Here is a 26,969-nt window from a genome sequence, read left to right on the forward strand (position 1 = left end):
ATAATAATGAAAGTGGAGAATTAAATGACAATGAGCACACCTATGCTGGTGACCTTCCTGGTGTACATTTTCGGGATGGTGCTGATCGGCCTGCTTGCCTACCGGGCAACCAACAACTTTGATGACTATATTCTCGGCGGCCGCAGTTTGGGCAGCGTGGTGACCGCGCTGTCCGCCGGGGCTTCCGACATGAGCGGCTGGCTGCTGATGGGCCTGCCGGGCGCCATCTTCCTCTCCGGCATCTCCGAAAGCTGGATCGCCATCGGCCTGACCATCGGCGCTTACCTGAACTGGAAGCTGGTGGCAGGAAGGCTGCGCGTGCATACCGAAGCCAACAATAACGCCCTGACGCTGCCGGACTATTTCACCAGCCGTTTTGAAGACAACAGCAAGCTGCTGCGGGTGATCTCGGCCATCGTCATTCTGGTGTTCTTCACCATTTACTGCGCCTCCGGCATCGTGGCCGGCGCGCGCCTGTTCGAAAGCACCTTCGGCATGAGCTACGAAACCGCCCTGTGGGCCGGCGCCGCGGCGACCATCCTGTATACCTTTATCGGCGGTTTCCTGGCGGTGAGCTGGACCGACACCGTACAGGCCAGCCTGATGATTTTCGCGCTGATCCTGACGCCGGTGATAGTGATCTTCGCCGTCGGCGGCATCGATACCTCGATGCTGGTGATCCAGGCGAAGAACCCGGCCAACCTCGACATGCTGAAGGGACTGAACTTCGTCGCCATCCTGTCGCTGCTGGGTTGGGGCCTGGGCTACTTCGGCCAGCCGCACATCCTGGCGCGTTTCATGGCAGCGGATTCTCACCGCACCATCCGCAGCGCGCGCCGCATCAGCATGACCTGGATGATCCTGTGCCTGGCCGGGACCATCGCCGTCGGTTTCTTCGGTATCGCTTACTTCGCCAATAACCCGGATCAGGCCGGTAACGTGTCGCAGAACGGCGAACGCGTGTTCATCGAACTGGCGATGTTGCTGTTCAACCCATGGGTGGCGGGCGTGCTGCTGTCGGCGATTCTGGCGGCGGTCATGAGCACCCTGAGCTGCCAGCTGCTGGTATGCTCCAGCGCGATCACCGAAGACCTGTACAAGGCGTTCCTGCGCAAGGGCGCCAGCCAGCGTGAGCTGGTGTGGGTCGGCCGCGTGATGGTGCTGGTAGTGGCGTTGATCGCCATCGCCTTGGCGGCCAACCCGGAGAACCGCGTGCTGGGCCTGGTGAGTTATGCCTGGGCCGGTTTCGGTGCCGCCTTCGGCCCGGTTGTGCTGATCTCGGTAATGTGGTCGCGCATGACCCGCAACGGCGCGCTGGCCGGCATGCTGGTCGGAGCGGTGACGGTGATCGTCTGGAAACAGTACGAATGGCTGGGCCTGTACGAAATCATCCCTGGCTTCATCCTGGGCTGTCTGGCCATTGTGGTGGTGAGCCTGATGGGCCGCCAGCCATCCTCAACCATGACCGAACGTTTCGATCAGGCGGAAGCCGAATACAAAACGGTATAACGCCGTTTGATGTCAGTCGGCAAGGGGCGCGCAGAGCGCCCCTTCTTTTTGCCTGTTTGCCCGTCATTCGGCTGTAACACCTGGCGACATTTGATTAGAAAAAATCACGCTTGCGCCTCTTGTATTTCTTTTTGCCAGAATGATAATCACTCTCGTTGTATTTTACGTTTCTTTACATACTCGCCGCGGCTCATTTCGAGCCGGTTTTCTCTGCCGCCGCGGTCTTTTCAGGGGTGATTAGTTATGTTCGTTCCCTTTCTTATCATGTTCCGTGAGGGGCTGGAGGCCGCGCTGATCGTCAGCCTGATCGCCAGCTACCTGAAGCGCACGCAGCGCAGCCAATGGCTGGGCGCGGTGTGGATCGGCGTGATTGTCGCCGCGGCGCTGTGTCTGGCGCTCGGCATCTTCATCAATGAGACCACCGGCGAGTTCCCGCAGAAACAGCAAGAGCTGTTCGAAGGCATCGTGGCGGCGGTGGCGGTGCTGATCCTCACCTATATGGTGTTCTGGATGCGTAAGGTGTCCAAATCGGTCAAGGTGCATCTGGAAGGGGCTATCGATCAGGCGCTCAGCGCCGGTAAAGGGCAGGGGTGGGCGCTGGTGGCGATGGTGTTCTTCGCCGTGGCGCGCGAAGGGCTGGAGTCGGTGTTCTTCCTGCTGGCGGCGTTCCAGCAAGACGTGGGCGCCGCGGCGCCGATCGGCGCGGTGCTCGGCCTGGTGGCCGCCATCGTGCTGGGCATGATGATTTACTGGGGCGGGGTGAAGCTGCACCTGGCCAAATTCTTCAAATGGACCAGCCTGTTCATTCTGTTCGTCGCCGCCGGCCTGGCCGCCGGGGCGATCCGCGCCTTCCACGAAGCCGGCCTGTGGAACCACTTCCAGGACATCGCCTTCGATTTCAGCAACACCCTGTCGACCCATTCGCTGTTCGGCACCCTGCTGGAAGGCATTCTCGGTTACCAGGAAGCGCCGACGGTCAGCGAAGTGGCGGTCTACTTCCTGTATCTGATCCCGGCGCTGATTTTCTTTTTCCTGCCGCAGCGCGCGGAGCCGGCAGCGGCCCCGGCGCAACGTAAAATCAATCATTAATGTTTAATAGGGAATCTCGTATGTCTACTCCGTTATTTCGCCGCAAGGCGTTGCACGCAGCATTACTGGCTATCCCGGCGTTTGCGCTGAGCATCGACGCCTTGGCGGCGGACGTGCCGCAGGTCAAGGTTACGGTTAACGACAAGCAGTGCGAACCGATGCAACTGACGGTCCCGGCCGGCAAGACACAGTTTGTGGTGCACAACACCAGCCAGAAAAACGTCGAATGGGAAATCCTGAAAGGGGTGATGGTGGTGGAAGAGCGCGAGAACATCGCGCCGGGCTTTACCCAGAAAATGACCGCCACGCTGGAAGCGGGCGAATATGACATGACCTGCGGGCTGCTGAGCAATCCGAAAGGCAAACTGATTGTCACCGCCGCGGCCAACGGCGCCACCGACGGCAAGCCGAACGCGCTGGACCTGGTCGGCCCGATCGCTGAATACAAGGTTTACGTCACCAAAGAAGTCGATGGGTTGGTGAAACAGACCAAGCTGTTTACCGACGCGGTGAAGGCCGGCAACGTGGAGCAGGCGCGCAAGCTGTATGCGCCGACCCGCCAGCACTATGAGCGCATTGAGCCGATCGCCGAGCTGTTCTCCGATCTGGACGGCAGCATCGACGCCCGTGAAGACGACTACGAGAAGAAAGCGGCGGACCCGAACTTCACCGGCTTCCACCGTCTGGAGAAGGCGCTGTTTGCCGACAATTCGACCAAAGACATGAGCCAATATGCCGATCGTCTGTATCACGACACCGTTGAGCTGCAAAAACGCGTGAGTGAACTGACCTTCCCGCCGAGCAAAGTGGTGGGCGGCGCAGCCGGGCTGATCGAAGAGGTGGCAGCCAGCAAGATCAGCGGTGAAGAAGACCGTTACAGCCGCACCGATTTGTGGGACTTCCAGGCCAACGTCGACGGCGCGCAAAAGATAGTCAATCTGCTGCGCCCGCTGCTGGTTAAGGCCAATAAGCCGCTGCTGGACAAAATTGACGCCAACTTCAAAACCGTGGACACCATTTTGGCGAAGTACCAAACCAAAGAGGGTTATGAGTCCTATGAGAAGCTGACCGATGCCGATCGCAATGCGTTGAAAGGGCCGATCACCACGCTGGCGGAAGATCTTTCCCAGCTGCGCGGCGTATTGGGTCTGGACTGAGGCATACGGTTATGAGCAACAAGGCAGGCCCGAATAACGGGCCGCATCCGCAATCGCAGGGGGCGGCATCGCCTTCGCGCCGCCGTTTGCTGCAAGGGCTGGGGCTGGGCGCGTTGGCGCTGGGCGGCAGCCGCCTGGCGCAGGCGGCGGGTAACGCGGCGGAGCCGTTGGCGACGCCGCAGGATGAGCGCTGGCAGAAACAGCCGTTTTATGGCCGCCATCAGGCCGGCGTGCTGACGCCGCAACAGGCGGCGATGATGCTGGTGGCGTTCGATGTGCTGGCGACCGACAAAGCGGGGCTGGAGCGCCTGTTCCGGCTGCTGACCGAGCGCATCGCCTTCCTGACCCACGGCGGCAAGGCGCCGGAGGTGGACGCCAAACTGCCGCCGCTCGATTCCGGCATCATGGGGCCGGAGATTTACCCGGACAACCTGACCATCACCGTCTCGGTCGGCGCATCGCTGTTCGATGAACGCTTTGGTCTGCAGGCGCAAAAACCGCTGCGGTTGCAGAAAATGACCCGCTTCCCCAACGATGCGTTGGACGCCGCGCTTTGCCACGGCGACCTGCTGTTGCAGATCTGTGCCAACACCAACGAAACGGTGATTCACGCGCTGCGCGACATCATTAAGCATTCGCCGGATCTGCTCAGCGTACGCTGGAAGCGGGAGGGGTTCATCTCCGCGCACGCGGCGCGCAGCAAAGGCAAAGAGACGCCGATCAACCTGTTGGGTTTCAAAGACGGCACTGCGAACCCGAAAACCGACGACAAACCGCTGATGGATAAGGTGGTGTGGGTCGGCGACAACGTCGGTGAGCCGGCGTGGACGGCGGGCGGCAGCTATCAGGCGGCGCGCATTATTCGTTTTCGCGTCGAGTTTTGGGATCGCACGCCGCTGCAGGAGCAGGAAACCATCTTCGGCCGCGAGAAGCACAGCGGGGCGCCGCTGGGCATGAAGCGTGAACATGACGAGCCGGACTACGCGAACGATCCCGACGGCAAGGTGATCCCGATGGATGCGCACATCCGGCTGGCTAATCCTCGCACGCCGGAAAGCCAAAGCAACCTGATGCTGCGGCGCGGCTACAGCTATTCCCTTGGCGTCTCCAATGCCGGCCAGCTGGAAATGGGGCTGCTGTTCGTCTGCTATCAGGCCGATCTGGAGAAAGGCTTCCTGACGGTGCAAAAAAGGCTGAACGGCGAAGCGCTGGAGGAATACATCAAGCCGATTGGCGGCGGGTATTTCTTCGTATTGCCGGGCGTGAAAGAGGGTGGCGATTATCTGGCCAGCGGCCTGCTCAAGGCCTGAAGCCGGAATAACGAGGCGGGATCTTCCGCCTCGTTTTACGTTTGTCTTACCTGCTGCAGGGGGGGCAGTTAACGATGAAACGCAATTCAATGCTTTGCCAGCAGATAAAAAAACACCCATCTCCGCTGCTTTTGATTGCGCAAAATTTAATCGGGAAACCAAAGTGTCATTCGCGGATTTTAATTGTAATTCATTGATATTTATTGATTATAATTTTCTATGGAATAATGTCTTGGGCGTGATATAGTGTTTTTGCGTTAACTGAAAACAAAAGACATTAAATTTTTTTACATTTTAGTAACGCTGTGGGGTTGAATGTCATTATACTGTAATCATCTGGCGGTAGTTTTCACACGGTGCACAGCTTGAAGCTGTAAATATCACTGCGGGGATCGCTAATGGTAAAGTCCTTGGTTGGGCTGGAAAGAAAAAATAACACATCTCCCCTGATTTCTCGTTGTAACGAGGGTTCTCTCTCCGACTCTCTTTTACCGGCAACTCCGCACCCTTATCGCTACCGAATCTCATCACTTTTTACTCCACGTTTATTGATGCAGTCCGCGTTGTCCCGTGAAGACACGGCGCTTAAGCGTTGCCGTCGATTCACCTTGTCCCTTGGCTCTTATTGGCTCGGAGGAGGCCAAAACCTAATACGTGTGTGAAACATAATCGCGCGGCCTGGCCGTTGCGGTAGGTGAAACAAACTGTAAGGTGCCACTATGGGTAGACAGAAAGCAGTGATCAAAGCACGTCGTGAAGCGAAACGCGTTATTCGTCGTGACGCTCGTAGTCATCGCCAGCTGGAAGAAGAGTCTGTGACCTCGCTGGTGCAAATGGGGGGAGTCGAGTCTATCGGCATGGCGCGAGACAAGCGCGATAGCTCACCCATCGAGGCTAGAACCGAAGCTCAGGGTCATTACTTATCAGCCATAGAGAATAAGCAGCTGATCTTCGCCACCGGCGAAGCCGGCTGCGGCAAAACATTTATCAGCGCCGCCAAGGCGGCGGAGGCGCTGATCCATAAAGAGGTGGATCGGATTATCGTTACCCGTCCTGTTTTGCAGGCGGATGAAGACCTCGGTTTCTTGCCGGGGGATATCTCCGAGAAGTTCGCGCCTTATTTCCGCCCGGTGTATGACATTCTGGTGCGCCGTTTGGGCTCTTCCTTTATGCAGTACTGCCTGCGGCCGGAAATCGGCAAGGTAGAGATTGCGCCGTTCGCTTATATGCGCGGGCGCACCTTCGAGAATGCGGTCGTTATCCTGGATGAAGCCCAGAACGTGACCGCCAGCCAGATGAAAATGTTCCTGACCCGCCTGGGGGAAAACGTGACGGTTATCGTTAACGGCGACGTGACCCAGTGCGACTTGCCACGCGGCGTAAAATCCGGCCTTAGCGATGCCCTGGAGCGCTTCGAAGAGGACGAGATGATCGGCGTCATCCGCTTTGAAAAACAGGACTGCGTACGCTCCGCTTTGTGCCAGCGCACGCTCAACGCTTACAGTTAACCTACCCGCTACTGAAAAGGCCGCTTCGGCGGCCTTTTTCTTGCCTTGAATATCAGCACGGTCTATACAAAACAGATGGTTAGGTTGCACTACAGACAACTATAACTCTCAGGAAACTATCTATGTGTGGACGCGATGTGGACGCTAAACATGGATTTTTCCTCCTAGCGGATTATAGGAAATTGCATCCTGTAGAAAATCAGGTGCAAAGTGAGCGTAGCTCATTGTCTGTTCAATCCGAGCATGGCCAAGTATCCGCTGGAGCGTGATGATATTGCCCCCGTTCATCATGAAATGAGTTGCGAATGTATGGCGTAACGAATGGGATGCTTGCCCATGGGGTAGGTTAGGCTTGGTCGCCTTAAGGATATCTCTGAAAGTGCTGTAAGAGGCTTGAGGAAACAAGAGCCCAGACTTTTGAGATACGATCTCGTCGGATACCTCCTGAGAAATGGGGACGCTGCGCCGTTTACCGTTTTTCGTTTGCACAAAGGTCACGCGGTTGTGAATGACATGCTCCGCTTTGAGTTTCATGGCCTCACCCCAACGTGCGCCAGTACTAAGACACAAAATGGCCACCCGGCGGTTATCACCATCTAACGCCAGTAGCAATGCGCTTATCTCATCACGGTCAAGATAAGTCATTTCCGTATTGGCTTCTTTGAGCTTGCCGCTGCCACGAATCGGATGCTCACCACAGTAAAGCCCCGAGTCGACAAGGTCGGTAAACATCCCGCTTATCGCGGTCATTTCGCGATTAATGCTGGATGCTTTGATGCCTTCGGCTAGCCGCGCCGATCGATAAGCTGTAATACGAGATTTATCAATCTGAAATGCGGCAGGGTTGTCCATCATTCGCGTAATGCGCTCCAGTTTTCTTAGGTAGGACTGCCCGTGGTCATTGTTCTTGCCATGGTACTTCCACCACAATTTAACCAGCTCAGATAATGACCTTTTATCCGTAGGTTTTGAGAGCCATTCTTTGTCGTGATAGCTGACGGTTATGTACTTCTCAAAAGCTTGTGCTTCATGTTTCCTATCAAATTTCCGACGGATGCGCTTTCCGTTGCGCCCGTTCGGCCTAATGTCCACTTCATATCGACCATCTTCGAGCTTCTTAATCGCCATCGCGAAGCCCTCCAAGGAAGATTTTACTTTCAGGTATGTAGCAAGCCCTTACCCCAAAAGTGTTAAATAAATAACTTAGGTGAATGCTTAACCAATCTTTTGGTCTGAGTGCTGCGAGGTTGTTGCATCTTGCCCAAAGTGTGCGAGTGCCGGTGCTATTTGCCCGGATTCTGGGGAAATTCGATCACTCATAAACCACAATGTGTATTTTTCGAACCGAGGATGACTTAAAATTTTCATCGCAGCGTCTAATCCCATCCCTTTGGACCTTGTTTCATAACTAGATAGTGAACTGTATGGAACGCCAGTTAACTCACTGAATTCCTTCCTGTTCAGCCTTTCTGACTCTCTAATCAACTTTAACTTCTCTGCTATGTCTATTGACATGGGACTCCCTTTGCATGATTATTTGCAAATCGTAGTAATAAATCGTTTATGGTAGTAATTAAAGCTCTGTAAGCGACTATAAGTCCCTATAAGCAACTGATTACTACAATCGGAGAGGGTACCAGATGGAAAAGCAAGTAGTAAGGCTTTCTGATGCATTGCCGTATCAAGAATTTGCCAAAGTCATCGGCAAAACCCCGGAGGCTGTAAAAGGAATGATCGATAAGGGCAAGTTGCCAACGATTGAGATGCGTAATCCCGAGACGCCAACGGCGCGCGCAGAGCATTGGGTTTACCTTCCTGCGTGGAACGCGGGAATGAAATTAGCCTATGAGCGTCGCCCCAAAGAAATTCGTGATGGGTGGCTTCTATGGCTAGGACTCGGTGAGCCATTGTCTTGATTCCAGTAAAACAGGGGTAAGAACATGCAACAACCTATCTCCATTGTTCCGCTGCTGTGGAACCACCAGACGGCGCGCAAGACTGATATCACCATCACCCACGGTAAGGGCCGGAAAGGCATCATCATCCGTACCCGCCCGGCCAACCGCTGGATCTTCTCCATCAAATCAGCAATGCGGGGTTTTTCAAAATGACAGCTATCACCGCCGGTATTGTTCGCAACCAGCCCGCCGGGCTGCGTGCTTTGGTTGGGGAGCGCCTCGCCGCCCCTCGCTGGAAAAGCACCTGCGATTTTTATAATCAGATGATGGAGCGCGAGCGCCTGACCATCTGTTTCCATGCGCAGTTAAAACAGCGGCATGCTGTTATGCGATTAGAGGAAATGAATGACAGTGAGCGCGAGCGTCTTGTGTGCGCCATTGATGAACTTCGCAGCGCTTTCGCTACTTATCGTAAGCACGGTATCAGTAAATCTGGATTCATTGGCCGATTAACCATAAGCCAACGCCGCACTTTATTCCTGCATGCCGGGCTAACTGAGGTCGAGTTTAATCAGCCGTACTGGCGTATTGATGATGAGTCTTGTAAATGGCGCGAGGAGCTATTCAGGGCGCTGCGTGAGCTGTTTAATTTATTCGAATATGCACCGACCATATTAACGTCGGTTAAACCTGAAGCGTATTTTCATTAATTAACTCGCTTTAAATTTAAAGGCGCTTGATTGCGTCGGGCATCCTTTTATCTGGAGTTCTATATGCACATGTATAAAACCGTTGGCCAAGAAATGAGAAATAAGGCTGATGCGGATTTACGTAACTTCATGCTGAACAACGCTCGTGCGGAAGCAAAAGCAGATGCGGCCGTTAGTTTCTCCTCCCATCTTGACCGTTTGGCGACTCATGCGGCGGTTAATCATCTCTCATGTGTGGAAATCATCGAGCTGTTGCGTCAGGAGTCGGAGAAGTTTGACCACGAAGGCCGGGCGCACAAGCAGGGGTTGAACCATGGTTGAGCGGGAGTATGTGGAAATTAATAACGTATTCGCCATCGTGAAAATGGATGAGGGCGATTTTATTCTGGCCGAAGTAAAAATAGATAAAGAGACAAAAGAAAAATATTACCCGACCCGAGCCATCTACTCGAATGAGTTAAAGCTGGTTGCTGACCTTATTAATCTGTCGGTAAAGCGCGGTGTTTTTCTTAAAACCATTACCAGTCTTAGCGAGCTGATGAAGGAGTCGCATCGCATCGCAGAATTAGCTCAACAGGTACTCAATCAACTGAATAGTGAATCGGAGCAATAACGATGCCGGATTTAATGGACTTGGTGCAGCAGCGCCAGCAGGAAACTCTCAGCGCACAAGTTAATGCTGCGCGCATCAAGGGTGGGGTATCAGCGTCAATTTGTGAAGAGTGTGACCAAGCTATCCCCGCTGCACGCCGTGCAGCCTTTGTCGGTGTGACCCGTTGCGTGTCATGCCAGATCATCCACGAACAGCAAATCAAGCATTTCAGGGGTAATCATGCTGCGCATTCCTGTTGGTAAGGATTGGGTTATCACCAGTGATACCCATCAGTTCATTTTGAACAAAAAGAAGCTTGTTAAAACCGGTGGCAAGGCGGGAGAGGAGTGGCTCGACGCAGTTGGTTATTACCCGACTGTCTCTCAGTTGGTTTCCGGGCTAGTGCATTACCACGTTTGTGACTCAACCATCATCAGTATTGCAGATCTGGCCTCTGAGATTCATCAGGTTAGCAAGTTCTGCCAAGAAGCTTTCTGCATTCACTGTGAGGAGAAAGGAAATGGTATCTAAGCTGCACACAATGAATACGGAAAACTTCGCCAACAAGATAATTACCGAGGCATGTAGCGTGGAAATTGCCCCTGAATACACCCCGGCGTTTTTGCTGAATCGACAGGAGCAACCCAAGCAGGATACAAGTCTCCAGCAATTAGCGAAGACACAAATTCATTCCAATTTGGTGACGCAAGAAAAACAGAGGTGTTTAGCGGCAAATGAATCTTATCATTGCAAAAAAAACGTACCGTCTGAAGTGTGCAATCAGCAGCAACATGAATATCTGTCTCTAGCTCTGCCAGATAGCCCGTCTTTTCCCATTCAAATCTTTGGGGCTTCGGCATTTGTTGATACACGATTCTTAATGAGGTCTGAATTGCTTCTTTCCATTGCTCGCGCGGTGGGGGAGCTTTGGGGAGATTCCACTCCATCTGAAGAGCAAGATTTCTTCGATCTTTTTTTGATAAAGGCCAGCGCTCTTTTACTCGAAGCGGTGCGCACTGACAAAGAACTTCGCAAATCTCAATCAAACGATGTGCAGGAGCCAGAATAAATGACTTTGGCTTTGTATCTATATCTTCAAGGAATTTCAGGTTGTCAGCATAGTATCCCGCTGAACCCCTGTAACTTAACGTCTGCTTGTCTTCCATGCCGCCTCGTTCTGAACGTCAAATGATCGGGAAGCAATATAACCAAAATCTTGTTAACCATAAACAAGAGATAACGGTCAAAAACTTACCTATTTCCTTCCATGGACACCTCATTCCATGCGAATCGTTACTTTATCCGGACAGCGATGCTGCTGTTCTCGCTTATGCTTACCCGGGCGCAACACTGCGTCCGGTACTGCCCGGCACGGCAAGACCCCTTACCCGTGAGCAACACGCTCAGGGGCAAGCTGTTTTGCGTAAAATTCACGCCTTACCCCATTTCCTCAGCAGTATCTTTCTTGGGCGTCACTCTTTCTTGCTGAAAGAGCAGGGGCTGCATGCGGCGAATAAGTGGCTCGTCCTCCAGTTTGAGCGCCGTATCTGGCCGCGCATTGAAATCGTTAATGAGAAAAATGCGATGAACCTTAACGCCTCGCCATGCTTTATGGCTGAGGTGGATAATTATGCGTGTCTGCCGGGTATGGGAGATAAGGATTTGCGGCGTTTTGCTGACCGTATCGCTGGGCAGTTACTACAAAATTATGACCGTTACTGCGAGGAGTTTCTTGCTGCAAATGACGGAGATAATTCCTTGCTGCTGAGTAACAGCGTACAGGCTGTGTTTTATGGGCGTATCGCATGTATGGCGCGAGTCTTTAATATCACGCCAATGCACTGGAAAAAATACTGTAAAGGCAAGCTGGACGCGCATTCGGCTGTAGCCAGTTTGTCACGGCTAGCTAACGCGGAGTGGTGGGAACGCCAGTTGAAAGCGCAACGCACACGCTGGCGCGAGGCGCTACTGATTGCCGCCGGTGAAGTAAACCTAAAAAAATACCCATACGCGAGCAAGCAGGCGATTAGGGAAGTGCAGACCCGGCGGCTCGCCAATATGGATTATCTGAAAGGGTGCGATCTGGAGAATGTCGCTACCGGTGAACGTTTTGACCTAATTGATAAGGTCATGGCGAGCATTTCTAACCCGGAAATCCGCCGTAAAGAGCTGATGAGCACCATCGCAGGGATAGAAAAATATGCTGCCAGCGAGAGTCACGTCGGCATGTTTATCACTATCACTACCCCGTCTAAATATCACCCGACGCGCGTTGTTGGCAAAGAAGGGGCTGAAAAAGTCCAGTTTAACCACAATTGGGATTCAGAGGCTTTTTCACCGAAAGACGGCCAGCGTTATCTGGTGCGCATCTGGAGCAAAATGCGCACCGCGTTTAAAGACAACGGCCTGAGCGTTTACGGTATGCGTGTCGTTGAACCTCACCATGACGGTACGCCGCACTGGCATATGATGCTGTTCTGCGAGCGTAAACAGCGCCAGCAGATAATCGACATCATGCGTCGGTATGCGCTGAAGGAAGACGGTGACGAGCGCGGTGCAGCAAAGAATCGGTTTGAAGCCAAGCACATGAATAAAGGCGGCGCTGCGGGGTACATCGCTAAATACATCGCTAAAAATATCGACGGTTATGCGCTCGACGGCCAAATTGACCACGATACCGGCAAACCGTTACGCGATATGGCCGCTGCGGTGACCTCATGGGCGTCAACATGGCGCATCCCTCAGTTTAAGACTATCGGAATCCCTACCATGGGAGCTTATCGAGAATGCCGGGCCGCCTGTTTACGCCACATCAGCCTTGCTGAAACTTTTGATGAGCGTGTCGAGGCTGTGCGCGCGGCTGCCAGCGCTGGAAATTTTGCCGCCTATATGGCTGGACAGGGAGGCGCAAACGTCCCGCGCGACGTGCAGACCGTTCGAGTCGCGCGCAAGGTGGCTGATGAGCTGAACGCTTATGACGAAGAGGTGCAAAAGGTTGTCGGCATCTTTGCACCGCACCTTGGCGCGGGTCATATCCACGAAACCCGAACAACAGAATGGCGCATTGTCCGCAAGGCCATTGACCTTGATGTTGATCCTTTGACTTTAAAAAGCGCCTCTGGCGCGCCTCGGAGTCCTGTCAATAACTGTGGGGAGGTTCAGCGAGAACCTGAGCCAGATATGCAGGTAGCAACGCCTGAGTATGTCACGGCGGTGATGAATTTGATTGAGGGAGGGGATGTTAGCTGGAATGACGCGGACGTAGCCAAGACGATAAGAGACGCTCTAAGACAACAATTATCTAAGAATAATCACCAAAACGTAGCTCTGGTAAACCAACATGATTCGAGATTGGTTTGTCCTTCTTTAGAGGGATCTAGCGAGTTAAACATGAATTATTGATGAATAAATTTTTCGTGGTTTGTAAAGAGCCATCTCTTGTTTCAGTGAGTAGCCTTGCTGAATACGTTGTTTGTCTTTGATTATCATAATACATCTGGTTTTTATCATTCAAATGTGTTATTGATTTGCTATCGTTGGGTGGAGTAAAAAAATGAAGAATGGTCTGATGGAAAAACAAACATTTGTATTGGAAGATAAACGAGTTGATTGCCTCTCTATTATTCACGCAACTAAATTATCTGAGTATTTGGGATTCGCTGAAAAGGCATATGAGGATAAAGGGGGAATAGCTGGACAAAGAGCTCCTCTTAAAACTAAAACAGCCCAAACTATACGAGAAAGAATGGTTGCTGATATTGTGGAGGGGGCTGTTTTACCTCCGATTGTTATCGGTGTCATTGTTGATAATGATACTTATGATAGTATCAAAAAAGTTTATGATGAAAAATCGTTCGATACTTTGAATGCAAGTATTGATAAGTCGTCATTATCAATAATTGACGGAATGCAAAGAACTACAGCCTTACTGGAAGCGGTAAGGCAGAGTGAGGATGTAAGAAATAAAAGTATCAGAATAGAATATTGGTTTTCAAAAAGCATGAATAGTTTAATATACAGGATGTTGGTTTTAAATACAGGGCAGGTTCCTTGGGATATAAAAAGACAACTTGATACAATTTATGATTCTATAATTAAAGATTTAAAAACATCCATACCTAATTTAGATGTTAGATTGATTGGGCAGTCGAGCAGAAGAACACAGGCAGGTCAGTACCAAAGTAGTAAGCTGATTGAGTATTTTTTGTGTTTCTCTTCGAGAAAAACTGATATAGACCTTAAGGAAAAAGTTTCAGAGGATTTCGCAAGAATGGATGCGATTGAGTCTACCTCGGATAATGATTTCTTGACGAACTTCAAAGAAGTTCTGAACTTAATGGTGGGTTTAGACCATGAATTTTCAAGATTTAAAGACGCTGCGCAAGATGGCCGGGTTAAAGTTGGTAAGGATATATTCACTAGTATCCCCGCAGGGGTTGGGTTTGTAGCTGCGGCTGCGACATATATCTATGGCCCCCCGGGCTTTAAATCCTCCAAGGAGGAAAGTGATAGGTGTTGTCAAGATCTTATTCTTAAAGTTGGGAATTTAATCGATAAACTCAAGAAGCTTAGTGAGAAAGAGTTAGGTGATTTTTTACAGTTCCCGCTTTTAAATGAAAAGTTAAGTGCTAAATCTAACAAGATTGGTCAGTATGAAAGAGAGTTTTATTTTAAAGCGTTTGAGGCCTGCTTGAAGTATATAGAGCGACTTGAAGATTTCGGACCTTGCTGGCAGGCTAAGTAATGGCATCTATTATCGATAGTGTTAATTATATCTTTGATACTCTATGTGAGGCAGGGGGAGGGGCGTCTTCTCGAAAAAAAATGAAGCCAGCTTTACCGCCCAAGGAGGAGCTTGCATGTTTCAAACGTTTGCGCTTCACTAAAAGTGAAAGTGTCAGTATTCTTAATGGTATTACAGTTATTCATTTTCAAGAAAATATAACCGAATCGGATGGTTCTATTCGACTAATAGACTATTTTGCAATAAAAAATATTTTGCCATCCGAGTTTAAAAGTGAATTATGTGATACGTATTTCAGTTTAGTTGATTTTTCTGAGTCTTTTTTCGTTTTCCTATGTCCAATTTTAAATTTAAGGATAAAGAAAGATATTTCATCGGATTTTATTTCGAATGAGTTGCTTTTTCAACAGGATGATCCTTTGTATTCTGGTCATAATCTTAATGAATTGATTGGGTATTTTGAACCGGTTACTATTTTTCGTCTTGAGGATTTATCTACTAAATTTGATAAATCCTTTCGCTCATGTGCATACTATATAGTCAGTAGTTGTGAGAGGCTTATTACATTGCCTTTAGCCGAGGTTACTATTAGTAAGTTAAAGGGGCTGTTTGTTGCTAATGAGAAGATGCCTAAGGATAATATTTATCTTTCCTTGACGTCTTCACATTTAAAACATTGTTTCTTGGAGTTGTATAGATGTATTGAGTGGCTTTATGTCATACCTAGAAGTAGAAAGCTTAAAGGAGCTATTGAATACTCTAAGCCTGCTTATGAGTTGGCTGTTCACTGTGTTGATAATCTGTCTTGGAGAAGAAAGGAAGAGGATTCCCTTTCAAAATTGATTTCGGATATACTTAAAAATGATGAAGGTGTTAGCTTTAAGTTGTTGAGTTGCAATTTCTTTAAAGATATTCCTCCTGATGTCGATAACATAGCTAAGCATTTATATTCTTTTAGGAATCAGTTTGTTCATCAGTTTGCATCTGTTAAAGAAAAAGATGTATCAGAAGACGACCTTGTGGACGCTATTGATCTGATTTCGGATATAATAATTCACGCATATGCATTATATGACGTTGATATTGTTGTTTGGGCTGAAAACTGAGTTTCCAATCACAATGTTATATGGGATTGAAAATATCGAGCCTATTTTGTCTTACTAGTTGTTTAGATTATCTTGCATATGTATGCATGATTTTGCATGTGATGAATTATCAATAATTTATTTTGTCGCGCTAGTACTGGCGCGGCTTTCGCCGTTTCAGGCAACTGCATTAAAACCGACCCATGAAGCGGGCAGGCGTGGCGGGGATAGCATTGCGCGCAGGCATGTATTTAATTATCAGAATTGACGGCGTTAGCGCGTCGTGGTGGCGTTCTGTTGTGCTGGTTTGATTCGCGGGTATGTACGAGCGAGAGGGCCGTGGTGGGCGTGAGAGGGCGCTTGGTGGCAGGTATAAAAAGGCCGCCAATCCGGCGGCCGGTTTATCATTCGTCGTCGTTGTCGAGGCTGTATTTTTTAAACCGGATGACCTCGACGCCGACCCAGTCATTCACTTCTTTGATGCGCTGCTGGAGCGGTGTCAGCTCATTGCGGACAAACACCTTTGCGGCCTTTTCCACGTCACCCACTGACCCGACGTTCTCCGGCTTGCCGCCCATCAGCTGGTAGGGGATGCGGTGGGCGTCCAGCAGGTCGGCGGCGCTGACCTTTTTGATGTTGAAGAAATCATCCTTTGTCGCCACCTCGCTGAGCGGCACAATCTTGATACCGTCGGGCTTCCCGTTCGGCGCGTAGAAGAACAGGTTTTTAAAGTTCCCCATGCCTTTAGAGTCGCTCATCGCTTCGCGCAACGCCTCAACATCGGTATTGTTTTGCGCTGCGTCGGTGACATACATGATATAGCCCGCGTGTGCGCCGTTCTGATAATACTTGCGGCGGAACAGCGTGGCGGACTCATTCAGCCACGCGGAGTTGAGCGCCGACAGATATTCCGGCATCCCATACAATTCTTGATTGATGTCCGGCTCCAGCAGGTGAAAAACGCTGTCGGGCGCGAACGGGTGCGGCTCAGCGAACGATTGCACGAACCAGTAAACGCTCGGGTCAACGCCGCGCCGGGTGTATTTGGCCGGGGAGGTCTCCAGCTTCAACAGCTTGCCGGTCACGCTGAAACGCTTTTCTAAAAAGGCGTTGCCGAACACCAGATAATCCAGCACAAACCGGCTGAAATCCTGCTGTGATAGCAGTGGGTGCGGGATGTAGGTGCTCGCCAAAATATTGCGCTTCACGTAAATGGGCGAGCTGTGATGCACGGCGGCGCGCAGGCTTTTTGCCAGCCCGGAAAAGCTGACGGGCGGCTCAACCCATTTACCGTTACCGACGCATTCCGTGTAGTCCAATATGTCACGGCGATCCAATACGGCCGACGGCTCACCAAAGGTGAACGCCTGCATTTTCTGGTCCGCCTCGGTGGCGGCCAGATTTCCTTTTGCCTTGCGGCGATTGCGTTTGCTCATCGGTTGAAGTCCAGAATGGATTTAGACGGTTGGCCGTTGGCGGCGGTCAACGGTTCATTCAGCAGGGCGTGCATGGTGGCCCACGCGACATCGGCGTGACTGGCTTCTTCGCTGCGGCTCGCTTCGTAGGTCATGCCCCTGCCGCTGGCTGTCATGGTTTTGCGGATGGCCATAAACGATTTGGTGATGTCGGTATACGCGGTGTCGTACTCGAGCCTGCCGCTGCCGATGGTGTCTTTCGCCTTCAGTACCATGGCGGTCTTGACCTCGGCGCTGTAGCGGATTTCGCGGGCGGCCGGGTAGAATGCGCGCACCAGTTGGAAAACGCCTTGCCCGATGCCGGTGGCGTCGATACCGATGTATTCCACGTTGTATTTTTCGGTCAGCCTGCGGATGGATTCGGCCTGCGTGGCGAAATCCATGCCTTTCCACTGGTGGCGCTCCAGTATGCGGAATTTGCCGCCGGTGACCATCGGCGGGGCCAGCACCACGCAACCGGCGCTGTCGCCGGAGTGCGCCGGGTCATAGCCGACCCACACCGGCCGGTCACCGAACGGTCGGCCTGCATAGGGGTTAACGTCCGTCCATTCGACCAGACTGTCGACCATGCAGCCCTGCAACTCCTCAAAGGGGAATACTGACGCGCTGTCGTCGACAAATTCGCACATAAACAGGTTGCGGAAGTCCTCGGCGCTGTTCTCCCGCTTCAGCACGTCGAGGTCAAACAGGTTACAGCCGCCGCGCAGGGCGTCCTCAATGGTGACGATTTGCCGCCACTGGCCGTCATCGCACAGCTTCCCGGCCGCTAACGCGCTGTGGCTGATGTCGATCTCGACGTGTTCGCTGGCGTTTTTGCGACCCTTGTTAAACACCTCGCCGGACCAGAAAGGAAACGCGCCATGCCCCAGCGTTGACGGGGTGGAAAAGTAGGTCGACCGGAGGTGTTTTTGCGAGGCCATGCCGGAGGCGACTTTGCGCAGTTTCTGGAAGTTGGGGATCCAGAAAATCTCATCGACCAGCAGGTCGCCGTTATGGCTTTGCGCAGTGTTGGAGTTGGTGCCGAGAAAAATCAGTTTCGCGCCGTTGTTACCGAGCACAATTGGGTCGCCGGTCAGCTCAACGTCAACCCGCCGGGCAAACTGAATGATGTACTCCCGAAAGACATACGCCTGCGTTTTGCTCGCGGAAAGAAAAATCTGGTTGTGGCCGGTTTTCAGCGCGTGCAGCAGTGACTCGCGGGAAAAATAAAATGTGGCTCCAATCTGGCGCGATTTGAGGATGTCGCGAATACGATGCTCAAGCCCGGCCTTGTGCCAGCCGAGTTGATATTCGAAAGACTCGTCATAAAAAATCTCCTCCAGCTTCGCAATCGCTTCCTCGCTGAAATAGTTCTTTGTCGGCTTTTTGCGCTCGCCTTTGTTGCGGTTGGCGACGTTGGGATTGAGGTCGGCTTCGTTGCCGGAGTTCATGTAACGGCTGACGCGCGCGAGGCGCTCAATCTGGCGGCCCAGCAGGTCAATTTCTTTGTAGTCGCTGCCCTCTTTTTTTGTCTTGAGAACGAGCTGCACCATTCGCGCTTCAATGCTGGATTCAACGCGGGAAATCGGCGCGATATCGTCCCATTTTTCCCGCTGCTTCCAGCTCTGCACCGTGGGCGCTTTTTGCTTCAGCATTTCGGCGATTTGCTTCACGGAGAAGCCTTGCCAGTACAGCAAGGCGGCCTGCCTGCGTGGGTCGCTGAGTAAGGATGTGTCTGTCTGGATTTGCATGGTATGCCCTCATTTGCATGACGAGGGCAAGGCTACGCAAGCCACGCTGGGCGTGCGCTAAGGTGTTGTTGTCTAGGGGATAGTCCGTCGGCAGTCGCTGGCCGCGAGGGTGGTCAGTCGGGAAACTAGCCCCGACCTTAACCACTCAGGACAATGGCACATGGCAAAGAAAGTATCGAAATGGTTCCGCATCGGCGTCGAGGGTGACACCTGCGACGGCCGCGTGATTGACGGCAACGACATTCAGGAAATGTCGGAAATCTTCGACCCGCGCGTCTACGGCTGCCGCATCAATCTGGAGCACATCAAGGGACTGTTTCCCAACGGCGATTTTAAGCGTCTCGGCGACGTGGTCGAGCTGAAAGCCGAGAGGATTGATGACGACTCCATCCTTAACGGCAAATGGGCGTTGTTCGCCAAAATGACCCCGACCGACGAGCTGGTCTCCATGGTCAAAGCGAGCCAGAAAGTTTACACCTCCATGGAAATCCGTCCGAACTTTGCCAACACCGGCAAATGCTACCTCATCGGTCTGGCGGTTACTGACGACCCGGCCAGCCTCGGCACCGAATACCTCGAATTCTGTTCCCGCGCCAAAACTAACCCGCTGGCCGGTAAAAAAGCCGAGCCGGGCGATCTGTTCTCGGTGGCGACTGAGGTGCTGCTCGAGTTTGAGGAACAGCCTGACAGCCTGCTGACCAATCTGACCGAGCGCGTGAAAAGCATGTTCAGCCGCAAACAGGCCAGCGACGACGCGCGCTTCAGCGATGTGCATGACGCAGTCACCGCCGTCGCCGAGCAGGTGCAAACCAACGGCGACAGCGCCGAGCAGCGTTTTGCGCAGCTTGAGCAGGAAATCGCGGGGCTGAAAGGTGAGGTGACGACCGGTCAGGAAGCGCTTTCCGAGCTTCAGGCCGCGCTCGATACCACCGAAAACCTGAACCAGCAGCGCCGCCCGAAAGCGCCCGGCGGCAATGGTGAAGACAGCCTGTTGACCAACTGCTGAGAACAGTCAGGGCGGGGCGTATGGCGCGCCGCTGTGAGATGACCCGAATTTATCGAATCAGGACAATTCAATGAAAAAAACAACCCGCTTTAAATTTAACGCCTATCTGCAACAGGTTGCCAAGCTGAACGGCATCACGGACGTCGGCGACGTCGGCAAAAAATTCAGCGTAGAGCCGTCGGTGACGCAGTCGTTGATGAACGTCGTGCAGGAGTCTTCCGAGTTCCTGACCCGCATCAACATGACGCCGGTTGCCGAGTTGAAAGGCGAGAAGGTCGGCGTGGGCGTCAATGGCTCGATTGCCAGCACCACCGACACCGACGGCGGCAAAGAGCGCCAGACCGCTGATTTCACCTCGTTGGAGTCCAATAAGTACGAGTGTCAGCAGGTGAACTTTGATTTCCATATGCGCTATAACCAGCTCGATTTATGGGCGCGTTATCAGGACTTCCAGTTGCGCATCCGCAACGCCATCGCCAAGCGTCAGGCGCTGGACTTCATTATGGCCGGGTTCAACGGCATCAGCCGCGCCGCTACGTCTGACCGAGCCAAAAACCCGATGTTGCAGGATGTGGTGGTAGGCTGGTTGCAGAAATACCGCAACGAAGCCCCGGCGCGCGTGATGAGCAACATCACCGGCGAGGATGGTGCGGTGATTTCCCCGGTCATCCGCATCGGTAAAGGGGGCGATTATGCCAACCTTGACGCCGTGGTCATGGACGCGACCAACAACCTGATTGCGCCATGGCATCAGGAATCCCCTGACCTCGTGGTGATTTGCGGCCGTAAGCTGCTGGCCGACAAGTACTTCCCGCTGGTTAACCAAGCGCAGCCGAACACCGAGGCGATGGCCGCCGACGTGATTGTCAGCCAGAAGCGCATCGGCAACCTTCCCGCCGTCCGCGTGCCGTTCTTCCCGGCCAACGCGATTATGGTCACCACGCTCGAGAATCTGTCGATTTACATCATGGATGAGAGCCACCGCCGCCATATCGAAGAGAACGCCAAGCGTGACCGCGTCGAAAACTACGAGTCGATGAAAATTGACTACGTCATCGAGGACTACGCCGCCGGTTGCCTGATTGAAAATATCGAGCTGCTGCCTGCGTCGACAGAAAAGTCGGACGTACGGGTATCCAAAGAAGACCCGCAGTCAGCGGGGGCCGATATCAGCGCCTTGGCTGACGCTATCGTGCTGGCCGTGAAAGGGGCGGCCGCGCAACCTGCGCCAGCCGGTGAGGAAACGCCAAAAACTGAAGGCGAGGCGTAACCATGACGAGTCCCGCACAGCGTCACATGATGCGGGTCTCGGCCGTGGAGGCTGCGCAGCGGGTGGAGGACCCGCTGCGCCATGCCACCGCCTACGAGCAAATGCTCGTCAAACTGGCCGCAGACCGCACCAAGCTGAAACAGATCCATTCCGTCGAGAAAAAGGCTGAGCACAAACGCGCCATGTTGCCGTTCTACGCGCCTTGGGTGGCCGGGGTATTGGCCGAAGGGCGGGGCGCGCAGGACGACATCCTGATGACCGTCATGCAGTGGATGCTCGACGCCGATGACATTCCCGGCGCGCTGGAAATTGCGCCTTATGCGCTGAAATACCGTCTTAAAGTGCCGAACAACAAGCGCCCGGTGGCGTACTTGCTGGCCGAAGAGGTGGCGCTGTCGGCGGAGCGCAGCCGCAAGGCGGGCAACCCGGCCAAGATGGATGACCTTCGCGCCGCCATCGAGATGACGGCCGCCGAGGATATGCCCGACATGGTCAAGGCCAAACTGTTCAAGGTGACCGGCCTGATGTTGAGCGACTGCGGTGACTATGCGCAGGCGCTGGAGCACCTCGAGCGCGCGATGCAGCTCGACGGTCATGTCGGGGTGAGAAAAGAGATCCAAAAATGTGAGAGCGCCCTCAAGCCGAAGCCGGCGGCCGCCGCCAAAAGAACAACCACGCGCCCGCGTAAGGCCGCCACGCCGGCCAAGCGCGGACGCCCACGCAAGGCGGTAAAAACCGCCGGTTAACAGAACGCGCCCCGCGCCGGGCGGCACGGCGGCCGCGAGCGTCTTTTGACGTATCAAGGCCGTCGTCCACCGCCCCCTATCTTTTGAGGTCGTCATGACGACAGTGATTATGCGTAACCCGATTAAGCCGCCGGACGAGCCGACGGCCATTATCCCGCAACCAGCTGTACCGGAGCCGGTGATTAAAAACACGTTCTTTTTCCCGGATGTTGACCCGAAACGCATTCGCGAGCTGATGCGTCTTGAGTACACGGTCTCGCCGGAGCGTCTGCGCTTTGCCATTCGCAGCGGTATCTCGGAGACGAATGCCGAGCTGTATCTCTATCGCGAGCAGCAACTCGCCGCCGGTTTCAAAACGCTGGCCGACGTACCGGCCGACGAGGTCGACGGCGAAAGTGAGAAGTGCTTTCACTACCTGAGTGCGGTCTGTGCCATGACAACCGCCACGCTGTACGAGCGCTACCGGGGTGCGGATGCCAGCGCCAAGGGGGACAAAAAGGCCGACAGCGTCGAGGTGTCCATTGATGAGCACTGGCGGGATATGCGCTGGTCAATCGCCCGGTTGCAGGGTAAGCCGCGCTGCATTGTCGGGCAAATCTGATGAACGCCGTCGCGCTTCAGGGGGACACGCTAGACGCACTGTGTTATCGCGTCTACGGCCGCACCGCAGGCGTGGTCGAGGCGGTGCTGCTGGCGAATCCGGGGCTGGCTGAGCGGGGTGTCATCCTGCCGCATGGCACGGTGGTCACGCTGCCGGTTATTTATACCGCCCCGGCATCCGAAACCGTTCAGCTATGGGATTAACCATGGAGAAAGTCACATCGTTCATTGCTTATGCCGTCGCGGTACTGCTGGCATGGGTCGGAAAGTATTCCGCGCAGGACATCGCACTGATTGTCGGTGCGGTGGTCGGCGTCGGCACCTTTGTCACCAACTGGTACTACCGCCGCAAAAGCTATTTGCTGCTGAAAAATGTCGGCATTCGACGGGAGGTTTTCGATGAAATCAATCGTTAAACGTTGCAGCGTCGCCGTCGTGCTGGCGCTGGCGGCGTTGTTGCCGGATTTTACCCGGTTGCATACGTCAATGGCGGGCCTTGAGCTGATTGCCAATCTGGAAGGGTGCCGCCTGAGTCCGTATCAGTGCAGCGCGGGCGTCTGGACGAGCGGTATCGGCCATACCGCCGGGGTGAAACCCGGCGGGGTTATCACTGAACGCGAAGCCGCGGTCAATCTGGTGGCCGATGTGATGCAGGTTGAGAAACGCCTTGCGCAGTGTATGCCGGTGACCATGCCGCAGCCGGTCTATGACGCCGTGGTCAGCTTTGCGTTCAACGTCGGCACGGGCGCTGCGTGCGCGTCAACGCTGGCGCATTTCATCAATAAAAAGCAGTGGCCCGCCGCGTGCAATCAGCTTCCCCGCTGGGTATTTGTCAACGGCATCAGGTCTGCCGGGCTGGAGAATCGCCGGGCGCGCGAGTTGGCGCTGTGTATGACGGGGGCATTATGAGTCGCGGTAGTAAGCTTTTTCTGGCGTTGGTGTTGCTGGCGGTCATTGCTTTGTTGAAATGGCAGGTTATTACGCTCGACGACAGTCTGGATGCCGCGAAGCTGGAAAACGTCAGGGTGGCGGCAGCGCTAACCGAAAGTCGCGCAGCTATCGCTGCGCTACAGGACAACGCTCTGCGCAACGAGCGCGAACAGGTCATGTTGCGCCAGCGCATCGCCGCCGCTGACCAGTTGGCCACCCGTCGCAATCACACCATTACGAGGCTGCTCAATGAAAATGAAGCGCTGCGCCGCTGGTATCAGTCTGCTTTGCCTGATGACGTTATCCGGCTGCATTCCCGCCCCGACTTCGCCACCCCCGACGATTATTTACGCTGGCTGTCCGAAGGTCAGCAGTTGCCCGCTGCCCGGCAGCAACCCGAAGACCAACGGTGATTTAAGCGCCGATATCTTCAATCTTGAGCGCGCGCTGGCAAGCTGTGCGCTTCAGGTTGAGACCGTGAAAAAGTGTCAGGAGGAACTCGATGTTAAAGCCGAAAAGTCTGCGCCAAGCGCTTTATGACGCGGTGCCGAAGCTCAGGGCGAACCCGGATATGCTGCGCATATTTATCGACAGCGGTGTCATCGGGGCAACGCTGGCCGCCTCCCTGTCATTTGAGAATCGCTATACGCTCAATGTGATAGTCGAAGATTACCCGGATGATGTGGATTTGTTGCTGGTGCCGATTGGGGCGTGGTTGCGGGAGAATCAGCCCGATATCATGACCACGGACGAGGGTAAGAAAAAGGGGTTCACCTACTTCGCTGACATCAACAGCGACGACAGTTATGACATCAGTATCAGCCTGCAACTGACCGAGCGCACGCTGGTAAAGGAAGTTGACCGGGCGCTGCACGTGTCCCATGTGCTGGAGCCGCCGCTGCCTGAGCCGGTAGCACGTCCGATGGAGCTTTACATTAACGGTGAGCTGGTGAGCGAGTGGGATGAATGAGCTTAAGCCTTTTGATGACAAACTCGCCGGGCTGATTGCCGGGCTATCGGCTTCCCGCCGTCGCGAGATGGCGGCCGAGATTGCCAAGCGGCTGCGCATCAGTCAGCAGCAGCGCATTAAGCGCCAGCAGGCACCGGACGGCACACCGTATGCCGCCCGTAAGCGGCAGCCGGTTCGTAGTAAAAAAGGGCGAGTTAAGCGAGAGATGTTCGCTAAACTGCGCACCCATCGCTACATGAAAGCCAAAGGCACCGCTGATGAGGCGCTGGTCGAGTTTGCAGGGCGTGTGCAGCGTATCGCGCGGGTGCACCAAGAGGGCTTGCGTGACCGGCCCAACCGCCATAGCAGGGACGTGCAATATGACGCGCGGCCGCTGTTGGGTTTTAATCTTAATGACAGGCAAATAATTAAAGATGTTATAATTTCATTCTTAAGCCTATGAGCTTAGGTGGCACTCAATCAATTGAGTGCATTATAAAACTCTAGGCTTGAGATGGTTTAAAAAACCTGTATTTGATAAGGGCAAGTTTGCGATTTGGATAAGTGTCTCATCGATGTGCTTTTTCTTGCTTTTTGTGCTTTACTATTTTTGTTTTTCGTGAGTGAATTTGTGTTAGGTGTTTCCCAGTATGAGTTACACCAATTTTTTTCATTGCACACATAGCCAATAACATTAACGCAAAGATTATAATAACAGCCATTACTTTGAAGGCGAGCTCATGATATACAGGTCGAGTTATAAAGATCAAAATTGCATTGGCAAAAGCCATGCATATCCAAATGGAGAGTATGTAAATGGCAACCCACTGATTTATTTTAGATACGGATTGTTTACTTGGCCCTGTCACTACCTTGTCTATGCAATCATTGAAGTCTTTTCTTGCTCTGCTGTTTGGTCTTTCGAGAACCGTTTTGTAGAGGGGGCCAGTGATTTCATCTTCAAGAAGATCGAGGTGATTTTCCCAGTTTTCTTGCCAGTATTTACTCCCTCGGTTAACTAAGTACCATGAGTATGTGAATACAACACCCATGGATGAAATTAGTAGCAAATAAATGTTTTTAAGGGGGGTGGATGCTGCTGTGGATAATGCAAAATAACCTGCAAAAGTAACAGCAATTATTGCCCAAAAATAAGTGGCTCTTTTCCAATACATTTCAATTTCAAACTTTCTAATGTCCGATGCTTGTGCAAAAGCCATTGATTGTTTCTTGCTCGGAGCTGATGAGTCTTTGTAAATGTCAAAAGCAAGGTTATAAGATTTCTCGTCCATGCGGTGTCCATTTTTTTCTGACGGCGTTGTAGTGAAAAGCATACAACATCCTCAGATTTCGTTGTAGATCTTTATCGTCCATCCTTTCCCCTATGAATACACTCGAATCGATTTCAGAACTTGCGCGCGCCGTGCGCGACCTCATCCGCATTGGTGTCATCGTAGAAGTTCAGTACACGCCGCCGGGCTGCCGCGTTCAATTGGGTGGCAATACGACGGACTGATTGGTAGTGGCTGGTCAGCCGCGCCGGAGGTACGCGCACATGGTGGGTTCTCCATCGGTGAGCAGGTGCTGGCGCTGGGGGGAGCTGGATATGGTCTTTGTGTTGCCTATTATCAACTACCAAGAGGGCTTGTGTGGCCGGTCCAACCGCCATAGCCGCGACGTGCAATATGACGCGCGGGTCACTATTAGGGTTTAGCAATGCTGACCGGCAGAATGCGGAAGATGTTATCATCTCCCAATTGAACGAGTAACGCGTTAAAATCAGTGGTGATCTACTCGAAGGATTGATAGCGAGATGAGTTTGACGGCAAACATTGCTGTCTGGAAAAAGGATAATAGGAATGAAGTGTGTGCTTTTTCTTACTTTCGTAATTCCAACTTTATGGTCTTTGCGATGGTTTCAATTTGATAATCCGATAGATATGCTTGTCAGTATGTATCGGGATACTCTTCCTAGTGTGACATGGGGACTCGCTGTTTTGTATCTTTACGATTTTAGTATGGCGATGTTGAAAAAGAATTCACCGTACATGATTAGATTCCACAAACATTAAAAAAAGATTTCATTGTGCTTTTTTTACTCTCAGTGTTTACTGTTTTCATTTATTCGTGTTCTCCTCAGAAATTTAATGCTGTGAGTTTAGATATCAGTATGGCAGGGTTCAGTTTTATAGTTATGGGTAATCTAGGTTTGTTACGTCTTTTTAAGTATAAAGTCGGGGCAATAAAATACCCTAAGCTATCAGTCTTCGCTATTTGCTTGATGCCTATAGCTCTCTCCCTTTATTTCTTGAGTGTGCCGTTGAATGTTACTAATGGTGTTTATGAAAGATCACGTGCACTTTGGAGTCAGATAACAGTCTTTTGTTTTTCCATTTCTATTTTTTCTTCTCGAGTCAAATTATCTTATGGATAGTAAAACCATTGAGCCATCGCCGGTGATAATGGATTTGCTTAAGCGTTTAAAACCAGCGAGTAATCTATATGAGATGAGTGCGAATGCAGCTGAGTTATGGGGGGTGATGGTGAAGAAGGAAAAGACCAAATTCAGCATTCAATTAAGAGGAAATAATAAAGGGAAGATGAGGGGGAAGCATTAGGTGTGTTAACTTGGAAATGTGCTGGCAGTTTCACTGGCAGCAC

The 26,969-nt window shown here is 52.4% G+C and carries 32 protein-coding genes; 27 read left to right on the forward strand and 5 right to left on the reverse strand.

Annotation, left to right across the window (positions count from 1 at the left end; genetic code table 11):
* Positions 1-24 precede the first annotated feature (24 nt).
* From putP to phoH, 5 genes are all read left to right on the forward strand, one after another.
* A complete protein-coding gene (gene putP / locus ACOWVD_RS01680) occupies positions 25-1,509 on the forward strand; it encodes a sodium/proline symporter PutP (RefSeq protein WP_015378228.1) in 1,485 nt (494 codons plus the stop codon).
* A gap of 243 nt (positions 1,510-1,752) precedes the next feature.
* Complete coding sequence (gene efeU, locus ACOWVD_RS01685) at positions 1,753-2,598, forward strand: iron uptake transporter permease EfeU (protein ID WP_004934730.1); 846 nt, start codon at positions 1,753-1,755, stop codon at positions 2,596-2,598.
* A gap of 20 nt (positions 2,599-2,618) precedes the next feature.
* Entirely contained in the window at positions 2,619-3,755 is a 1,137-nt protein-coding gene (efeO, locus tag ACOWVD_RS01690; protein ID WP_049240595.1) for an iron uptake system protein EfeO, read from the forward strand.
* 11 nt (positions 3,756-3,766) lie between these two features.
* On the forward strand, positions 3,767-5,065 hold the full coding sequence (gene efeB, locus ACOWVD_RS01695) for an iron uptake transporter deferrochelatase/peroxidase subunit (RefSeq protein WP_076740734.1): 1,299 nt from the start codon (positions 3,767-3,769) through the stop codon (positions 5,063-5,065).
* A 719-nt stretch (positions 5,066-5,784) separates the two neighbouring features.
* The gene (gene phoH / locus ACOWVD_RS01700; RefSeq protein WP_015378226.1) at positions 5,785-6,573 is read left to right on the forward strand and encodes a phosphate starvation-inducible protein PhoH; all 789 of its coding nucleotides are present in this window, start codon (positions 5,785-5,787) and stop codon (positions 6,571-6,573) included.
* A gap of 144 nt (positions 6,574-6,717) precedes the next feature.
* Here the strand turns inward: phoH and ACOWVD_RS01705 are convergent, their stop codons facing one another.
* On the reverse strand, positions 6,718-7,701 hold the full coding sequence (locus tag ACOWVD_RS01705; protein WP_048321723.1) for a phage integrase: 984 nt from the start codon (positions 7,699-7,701) through the stop codon (positions 6,718-6,720).
* 87 nt (positions 7,702-7,788) lie between these two features.
* The gene (locus tag ACOWVD_RS01710) at positions 7,789-8,088 is read right to left on the reverse strand and encodes a helix-turn-helix domain-containing protein (protein WP_072071899.1); all 300 of its coding nucleotides are present in this window, start codon (positions 8,086-8,088) and stop codon (positions 7,789-7,791) included.
* A 125-nt stretch (positions 8,089-8,213) separates the two neighbouring features.
* Here ACOWVD_RS01710 and ACOWVD_RS01715 point away from each other — a divergent pair, with 125 nt between their 5' ends.
* The 11 genes from ACOWVD_RS01715 (at position 8,214) to ACOWVD_RS01765 (ending at position 15,623) form a co-directional block, all read left to right on the forward strand.
* Positions 8,214-8,489: a Cox family DNA-binding protein gene (locus ACOWVD_RS01715; RefSeq protein ID WP_048321722.1), complete on the forward strand. Its 276-nt coding sequence runs from the start codon at positions 8,214-8,216 to the stop codon at positions 8,487-8,489.
* A 24-nt stretch (positions 8,490-8,513) separates the two neighbouring features.
* Positions 8,514-8,684, forward strand: coding sequence for a hypothetical protein (locus tag ACOWVD_RS01720; protein WP_261439401.1), 171 nt, complete (start codon positions 8,514-8,516; stop codon positions 8,682-8,684).
* Complete coding sequence (locus tag ACOWVD_RS01725) at positions 8,681-9,181, forward strand: replication protein B (RefSeq protein ID WP_400825960.1); 501 nt, start codon at positions 8,681-8,683, stop codon at positions 9,179-9,181. Before ACOWVD_RS01720 ends, ACOWVD_RS01725 begins: the two co-directional genes overlap by 4 nt.
* A gap of 63 nt (positions 9,182-9,244) precedes the next feature.
* On the forward strand, positions 9,245-9,502 hold the full coding sequence (locus ACOWVD_RS01730; RefSeq protein WP_033652239.1) for a DUF2732 family protein: 258 nt from the start codon (positions 9,245-9,247) through the stop codon (positions 9,500-9,502).
* A complete protein-coding gene (locus tag ACOWVD_RS01735; RefSeq protein WP_051922592.1) occupies positions 9,495-9,794 on the forward strand; it encodes a DUF5405 family protein in 300 nt (99 codons plus the stop codon). Before ACOWVD_RS01730 ends, ACOWVD_RS01735 begins: the two co-directional genes overlap by 8 nt.
* A gap of 2 nt (positions 9,795-9,796) precedes the next feature.
* On the forward strand, positions 9,797-10,036 hold the full coding sequence (locus ACOWVD_RS01740; protein WP_421105389.1) for a TraR/DksA C4-type zinc finger protein: 240 nt from the start codon (positions 9,797-9,799) through the stop codon (positions 10,034-10,036).
* Positions 10,011-10,304 carry a DUF5405 family protein gene (locus ACOWVD_RS01745; protein ID WP_181937702.1) on the forward strand — a complete coding sequence of 98 codons (294 nt, stop codon included), beginning with the start codon at positions 10,011-10,013 and terminating at the stop codon, positions 10,302-10,304. The genes ACOWVD_RS01740 and ACOWVD_RS01745 overlap by 26 nt, the downstream gene beginning before the upstream one ends.
* The gene (locus tag ACOWVD_RS01750) at positions 10,294-10,842 is read left to right on the forward strand and encodes a hypothetical protein (protein WP_049295838.1); all 549 of its coding nucleotides are present in this window, start codon (positions 10,294-10,296) and stop codon (positions 10,840-10,842) included. The genes ACOWVD_RS01745 and ACOWVD_RS01750 overlap by 11 nt, the downstream gene beginning before the upstream one ends.
* Positions 10,843-10,961: 119 nt before the next feature.
* A complete protein-coding gene (locus ACOWVD_RS01755) occupies positions 10,962-13,175 on the forward strand; it encodes a replication endonuclease (protein WP_421105390.1) in 2,214 nt (737 codons plus the stop codon).
* A gap of 151 nt (positions 13,176-13,326) precedes the next feature.
* A complete protein-coding gene (locus ACOWVD_RS01760; protein ID WP_421105391.1) occupies positions 13,327-14,517 on the forward strand; it encodes a hypothetical protein in 1,191 nt (396 codons plus the stop codon).
* A complete protein-coding gene (locus ACOWVD_RS01765; protein ID WP_421105392.1) occupies positions 14,517-15,623 on the forward strand; it encodes a hypothetical protein in 1,107 nt (368 codons plus the stop codon). Before ACOWVD_RS01760 ends, ACOWVD_RS01765 begins: the two co-directional genes overlap by 1 nt.
* Before the next feature lie 383 nt (positions 15,624-16,006).
* Here ACOWVD_RS01765 and ACOWVD_RS01770 read toward each other — a convergent pair whose 3' ends face one another.
* Both ACOWVD_RS01770 and ACOWVD_RS01775 read right to left on the reverse strand, forming a co-directional pair.
* A complete protein-coding gene (locus ACOWVD_RS01770; RefSeq protein WP_421105393.1) occupies positions 16,007-17,038 on the reverse strand; it encodes a phage portal protein in 1,032 nt (343 codons plus the stop codon).
* Complete coding sequence (locus ACOWVD_RS01775) at positions 17,035-18,807, reverse strand: terminase large subunit domain-containing protein (protein ID WP_197843182.1); 1,773 nt, start codon at positions 18,805-18,807, stop codon at positions 17,035-17,037. Before ACOWVD_RS01775 ends, ACOWVD_RS01770 begins: the two co-directional genes overlap by 4 nt.
* A 160-nt stretch (positions 18,808-18,967) precedes the next feature.
* Between ACOWVD_RS01775 and ACOWVD_RS01780 the strand changes: the two genes are divergently transcribed.
* From ACOWVD_RS01780 to ACOWVD_RS01830, 11 genes are all read left to right on the forward strand, one after another.
* Positions 18,968-19,813 carry a GPO family capsid scaffolding protein gene (locus ACOWVD_RS01780; protein WP_197843183.1) on the forward strand — a complete coding sequence of 282 codons (846 nt, stop codon included), beginning with the start codon at positions 18,968-18,970 and terminating at the stop codon, positions 19,811-19,813.
* Between the two features lie 70 nt (positions 19,814-19,883).
* Positions 19,884-21,083, forward strand: a complete 1,200-nt coding sequence (locus ACOWVD_RS01785; RefSeq protein ID WP_197843184.1) for a phage major capsid protein, P2 family — start codon at positions 19,884-19,886, stop codon at positions 21,081-21,083.
* A 2-nt stretch (positions 21,084-21,085) separates the two neighbouring features.
* Positions 21,086-21,829, forward strand: coding sequence for a phage terminase small subunit (gene gpM / locus ACOWVD_RS01790; RefSeq protein WP_197843185.1), 744 nt, complete (start codon positions 21,086-21,088; stop codon positions 21,827-21,829).
* Between the two features lie 94 nt (positions 21,830-21,923).
* The gene (locus ACOWVD_RS01795; RefSeq protein WP_103085395.1) at positions 21,924-22,430 is read left to right on the forward strand and encodes a head completion/stabilization protein; all 507 of its coding nucleotides are present in this window, start codon (positions 21,924-21,926) and stop codon (positions 22,428-22,430) included.
* Positions 22,430-22,633 (forward strand): tail protein X, encoded by a 204-nt coding sequence (locus ACOWVD_RS01800; protein WP_197843186.1) that lies wholly within the window; start codon positions 22,430-22,432, stop codon positions 22,631-22,633. Before ACOWVD_RS01795 ends, ACOWVD_RS01800 begins: the two co-directional genes overlap by 1 nt.
* Before the next feature lie 2 nt (positions 22,634-22,635).
* Entirely contained in the window at positions 22,636-22,845 is a 210-nt protein-coding gene (locus ACOWVD_RS01805) for an HP1 family phage holin (protein WP_033652228.1), read from the forward strand.
* A complete protein-coding gene (locus tag ACOWVD_RS01810) occupies positions 22,829-23,338 on the forward strand; it encodes a glycoside hydrolase family protein (protein ID WP_197843187.1) in 510 nt (169 codons plus the stop codon). Before ACOWVD_RS01805 ends, ACOWVD_RS01810 begins: the two co-directional genes overlap by 17 nt.
* Positions 23,335-23,772 (forward strand): Rz-like lysis system protein LysB, encoded by a 438-nt coding sequence (gene lysB, locus ACOWVD_RS01815; RefSeq protein WP_197843188.1) that lies wholly within the window; start codon positions 23,335-23,337, stop codon positions 23,770-23,772. The genes ACOWVD_RS01810 and lysB overlap by 4 nt, the downstream gene beginning before the upstream one ends.
* Positions 23,654-23,899, forward strand: a complete 246-nt coding sequence (gene lysC / locus ACOWVD_RS01820) for an Rz1-like lysis system protein LysC (RefSeq protein WP_229597897.1) — start codon at positions 23,654-23,656, stop codon at positions 23,897-23,899. The genes lysB and lysC overlap by 119 nt, the downstream gene beginning before the upstream one ends.
* Positions 23,862-24,329: a phage tail protein gene (locus tag ACOWVD_RS01825; protein ID WP_197843189.1), complete on the forward strand. Its 468-nt coding sequence runs from the start codon at positions 23,862-23,864 to the stop codon at positions 24,327-24,329. Before lysC ends, ACOWVD_RS01825 begins: the two co-directional genes overlap by 38 nt.
* The gene (locus tag ACOWVD_RS01830) at positions 24,322-24,771 is read left to right on the forward strand and encodes a phage virion morphogenesis protein (RefSeq protein ID WP_197843190.1); all 450 of its coding nucleotides are present in this window, start codon (positions 24,322-24,324) and stop codon (positions 24,769-24,771) included. The genes ACOWVD_RS01825 and ACOWVD_RS01830 overlap by 8 nt, the downstream gene beginning before the upstream one ends.
* Before the next feature lie 106 nt (positions 24,772-24,877).
* Here the strand turns inward: ACOWVD_RS01830 and ACOWVD_RS01835 are convergent, their stop codons facing one another.
* Positions 24,878-25,600 (reverse strand): hypothetical protein, encoded by a 723-nt coding sequence (locus ACOWVD_RS01835; RefSeq protein WP_197843191.1) that lies wholly within the window; start codon positions 25,598-25,600, stop codon positions 24,878-24,880.
* Between the last annotated feature and the right edge of the window lie 1,369 nt (positions 25,601-26,969).

Origin of the sequence: Serratia sp. SA088 (assembly GCF_049065515.1) — a bacterium.
Classification (GTDB): domain Bacteria; phylum Pseudomonadota; class Gammaproteobacteria; order Enterobacterales; family Enterobacteriaceae; genus Serratia; species Serratia nematodiphila.

Excerpts from the sequence above, each read along its gene's own strand:
- putP (WP_015378228.1), top strand. The coding sequence starts at position 25 with ATGACAATGAGCACACCTATGCTGGTGACCTTCCTGGTGTACATTTTC.
- efeU (WP_004934730.1), top strand. The coding sequence starts at position 1,753 with ATGTTCGTTCCCTTTCTTATCATGTTCCGTGAGGGGCTGGAGGCCGCG.
- efeO (WP_049240595.1), top strand. The coding sequence starts at position 2,619 with ATGTCTACTCCGTTATTTCGCCGCAAGGCGTTGCACGCAGCATTACTG.
- efeB (WP_076740734.1), top strand. The coding sequence starts at position 3,767 with ATGAGCAACAAGGCAGGCCCGAATAACGGGCCGCATCCGCAATCGCAG.
- phoH (WP_015378226.1), top strand. The coding sequence starts at position 5,785 with ATGGGTAGACAGAAAGCAGTGATCAAAGCACGTCGTGAAGCGAAACGC.
- ACOWVD_RS01705 (WP_048321723.1), bottom strand. The coding sequence starts at position 7,701 with ATGGCGATTAAGAAGCTCGAAGATGGTCGATATGAAGTGGACATTAGG.
- ACOWVD_RS01710 (WP_072071899.1), bottom strand. The coding sequence starts at position 8,088 with ATGTCAATAGACATAGCAGAGAAGTTAAAGTTGATTAGAGAGTCAGAA.
- ACOWVD_RS01715 (WP_048321722.1), top strand. The coding sequence starts at position 8,214 with ATGGAAAAGCAAGTAGTAAGGCTTTCTGATGCATTGCCGTATCAAGAA.
- ACOWVD_RS01720 (WP_261439401.1), top strand. The coding sequence starts at position 8,514 with ATGCAACAACCTATCTCCATTGTTCCGCTGCTGTGGAACCACCAGACG.
- ACOWVD_RS01725 (WP_400825960.1), top strand. The coding sequence starts at position 8,681 with ATGACAGCTATCACCGCCGGTATTGTTCGCAACCAGCCCGCCGGGCTG.
- ACOWVD_RS01730 (WP_033652239.1), top strand. The coding sequence starts at position 9,245 with ATGCACATGTATAAAACCGTTGGCCAAGAAATGAGAAATAAGGCTGAT.
- ACOWVD_RS01735 (WP_051922592.1), top strand. The coding sequence starts at position 9,495 with ATGGTTGAGCGGGAGTATGTGGAAATTAATAACGTATTCGCCATCGTG.
- ACOWVD_RS01740 (WP_421105389.1), top strand. The coding sequence starts at position 9,797 with ATGCCGGATTTAATGGACTTGGTGCAGCAGCGCCAGCAGGAAACTCTC.
- ACOWVD_RS01750 (WP_049295838.1), top strand. The coding sequence starts at position 10,294 with ATGGTATCTAAGCTGCACACAATGAATACGGAAAACTTCGCCAACAAG.
- ACOWVD_RS01755 (WP_421105390.1), top strand. The coding sequence starts at position 10,962 with ATGATCGGGAAGCAATATAACCAAAATCTTGTTAACCATAAACAAGAG.
- ACOWVD_RS01760 (WP_421105391.1), top strand. The coding sequence starts at position 13,327 with ATGAAGAATGGTCTGATGGAAAAACAAACATTTGTATTGGAAGATAAA.
- ACOWVD_RS01765 (WP_421105392.1), top strand. The coding sequence starts at position 14,517 with ATGGCATCTATTATCGATAGTGTTAATTATATCTTTGATACTCTATGT.
- ACOWVD_RS01770 (WP_421105393.1), bottom strand. The coding sequence starts at position 17,038 with ATGAGCAAACGCAATCGCCGCAAGGCAAAAGGAAATCTGGCCGCCACC.
- ACOWVD_RS01775 (WP_197843182.1), bottom strand. The coding sequence starts at position 18,807 with ATGCAAATCCAGACAGACACATCCTTACTCAGCGACCCACGCAGGCAG.
- ACOWVD_RS01780 (WP_197843183.1), top strand. The coding sequence starts at position 18,968 with ATGGCAAAGAAAGTATCGAAATGGTTCCGCATCGGCGTCGAGGGTGAC.
- ACOWVD_RS01785 (WP_197843184.1), top strand. The coding sequence starts at position 19,884 with ATGAAAAAAACAACCCGCTTTAAATTTAACGCCTATCTGCAACAGGTT.
- gpM (WP_197843185.1), top strand. The coding sequence starts at position 21,086 with ATGACGAGTCCCGCACAGCGTCACATGATGCGGGTCTCGGCCGTGGAG.
- ACOWVD_RS01795 (WP_103085395.1), top strand. The coding sequence starts at position 21,924 with ATGACGACAGTGATTATGCGTAACCCGATTAAGCCGCCGGACGAGCCG.
- ACOWVD_RS01800 (WP_197843186.1), top strand. The coding sequence starts at position 22,430 with ATGAACGCCGTCGCGCTTCAGGGGGACACGCTAGACGCACTGTGTTAT.
- ACOWVD_RS01805 (WP_033652228.1), top strand. The coding sequence starts at position 22,636 with ATGGAGAAAGTCACATCGTTCATTGCTTATGCCGTCGCGGTACTGCTG.
- ACOWVD_RS01810 (WP_197843187.1), top strand. The coding sequence starts at position 22,829 with ATGAAATCAATCGTTAAACGTTGCAGCGTCGCCGTCGTGCTGGCGCTG.
- lysB (WP_197843188.1), top strand. The coding sequence starts at position 23,335 with ATGAGTCGCGGTAGTAAGCTTTTTCTGGCGTTGGTGTTGCTGGCGGTC.
- lysC (WP_229597897.1), top strand. The coding sequence starts at position 23,654 with ATGACGTTATCCGGCTGCATTCCCGCCCCGACTTCGCCACCCCCGACG.
- ACOWVD_RS01825 (WP_197843189.1), top strand. The coding sequence starts at position 23,862 with ATGTTAAAGCCGAAAAGTCTGCGCCAAGCGCTTTATGACGCGGTGCCG.
- ACOWVD_RS01830 (WP_197843190.1), top strand. The coding sequence starts at position 24,322 with ATGAATGAGCTTAAGCCTTTTGATGACAAACTCGCCGGGCTGATTGCC.
- ACOWVD_RS01835 (WP_197843191.1), bottom strand. The coding sequence starts at position 25,600 with ATGGACGAGAAATCTTATAACCTTGCTTTTGACATTTACAAAGACTCA.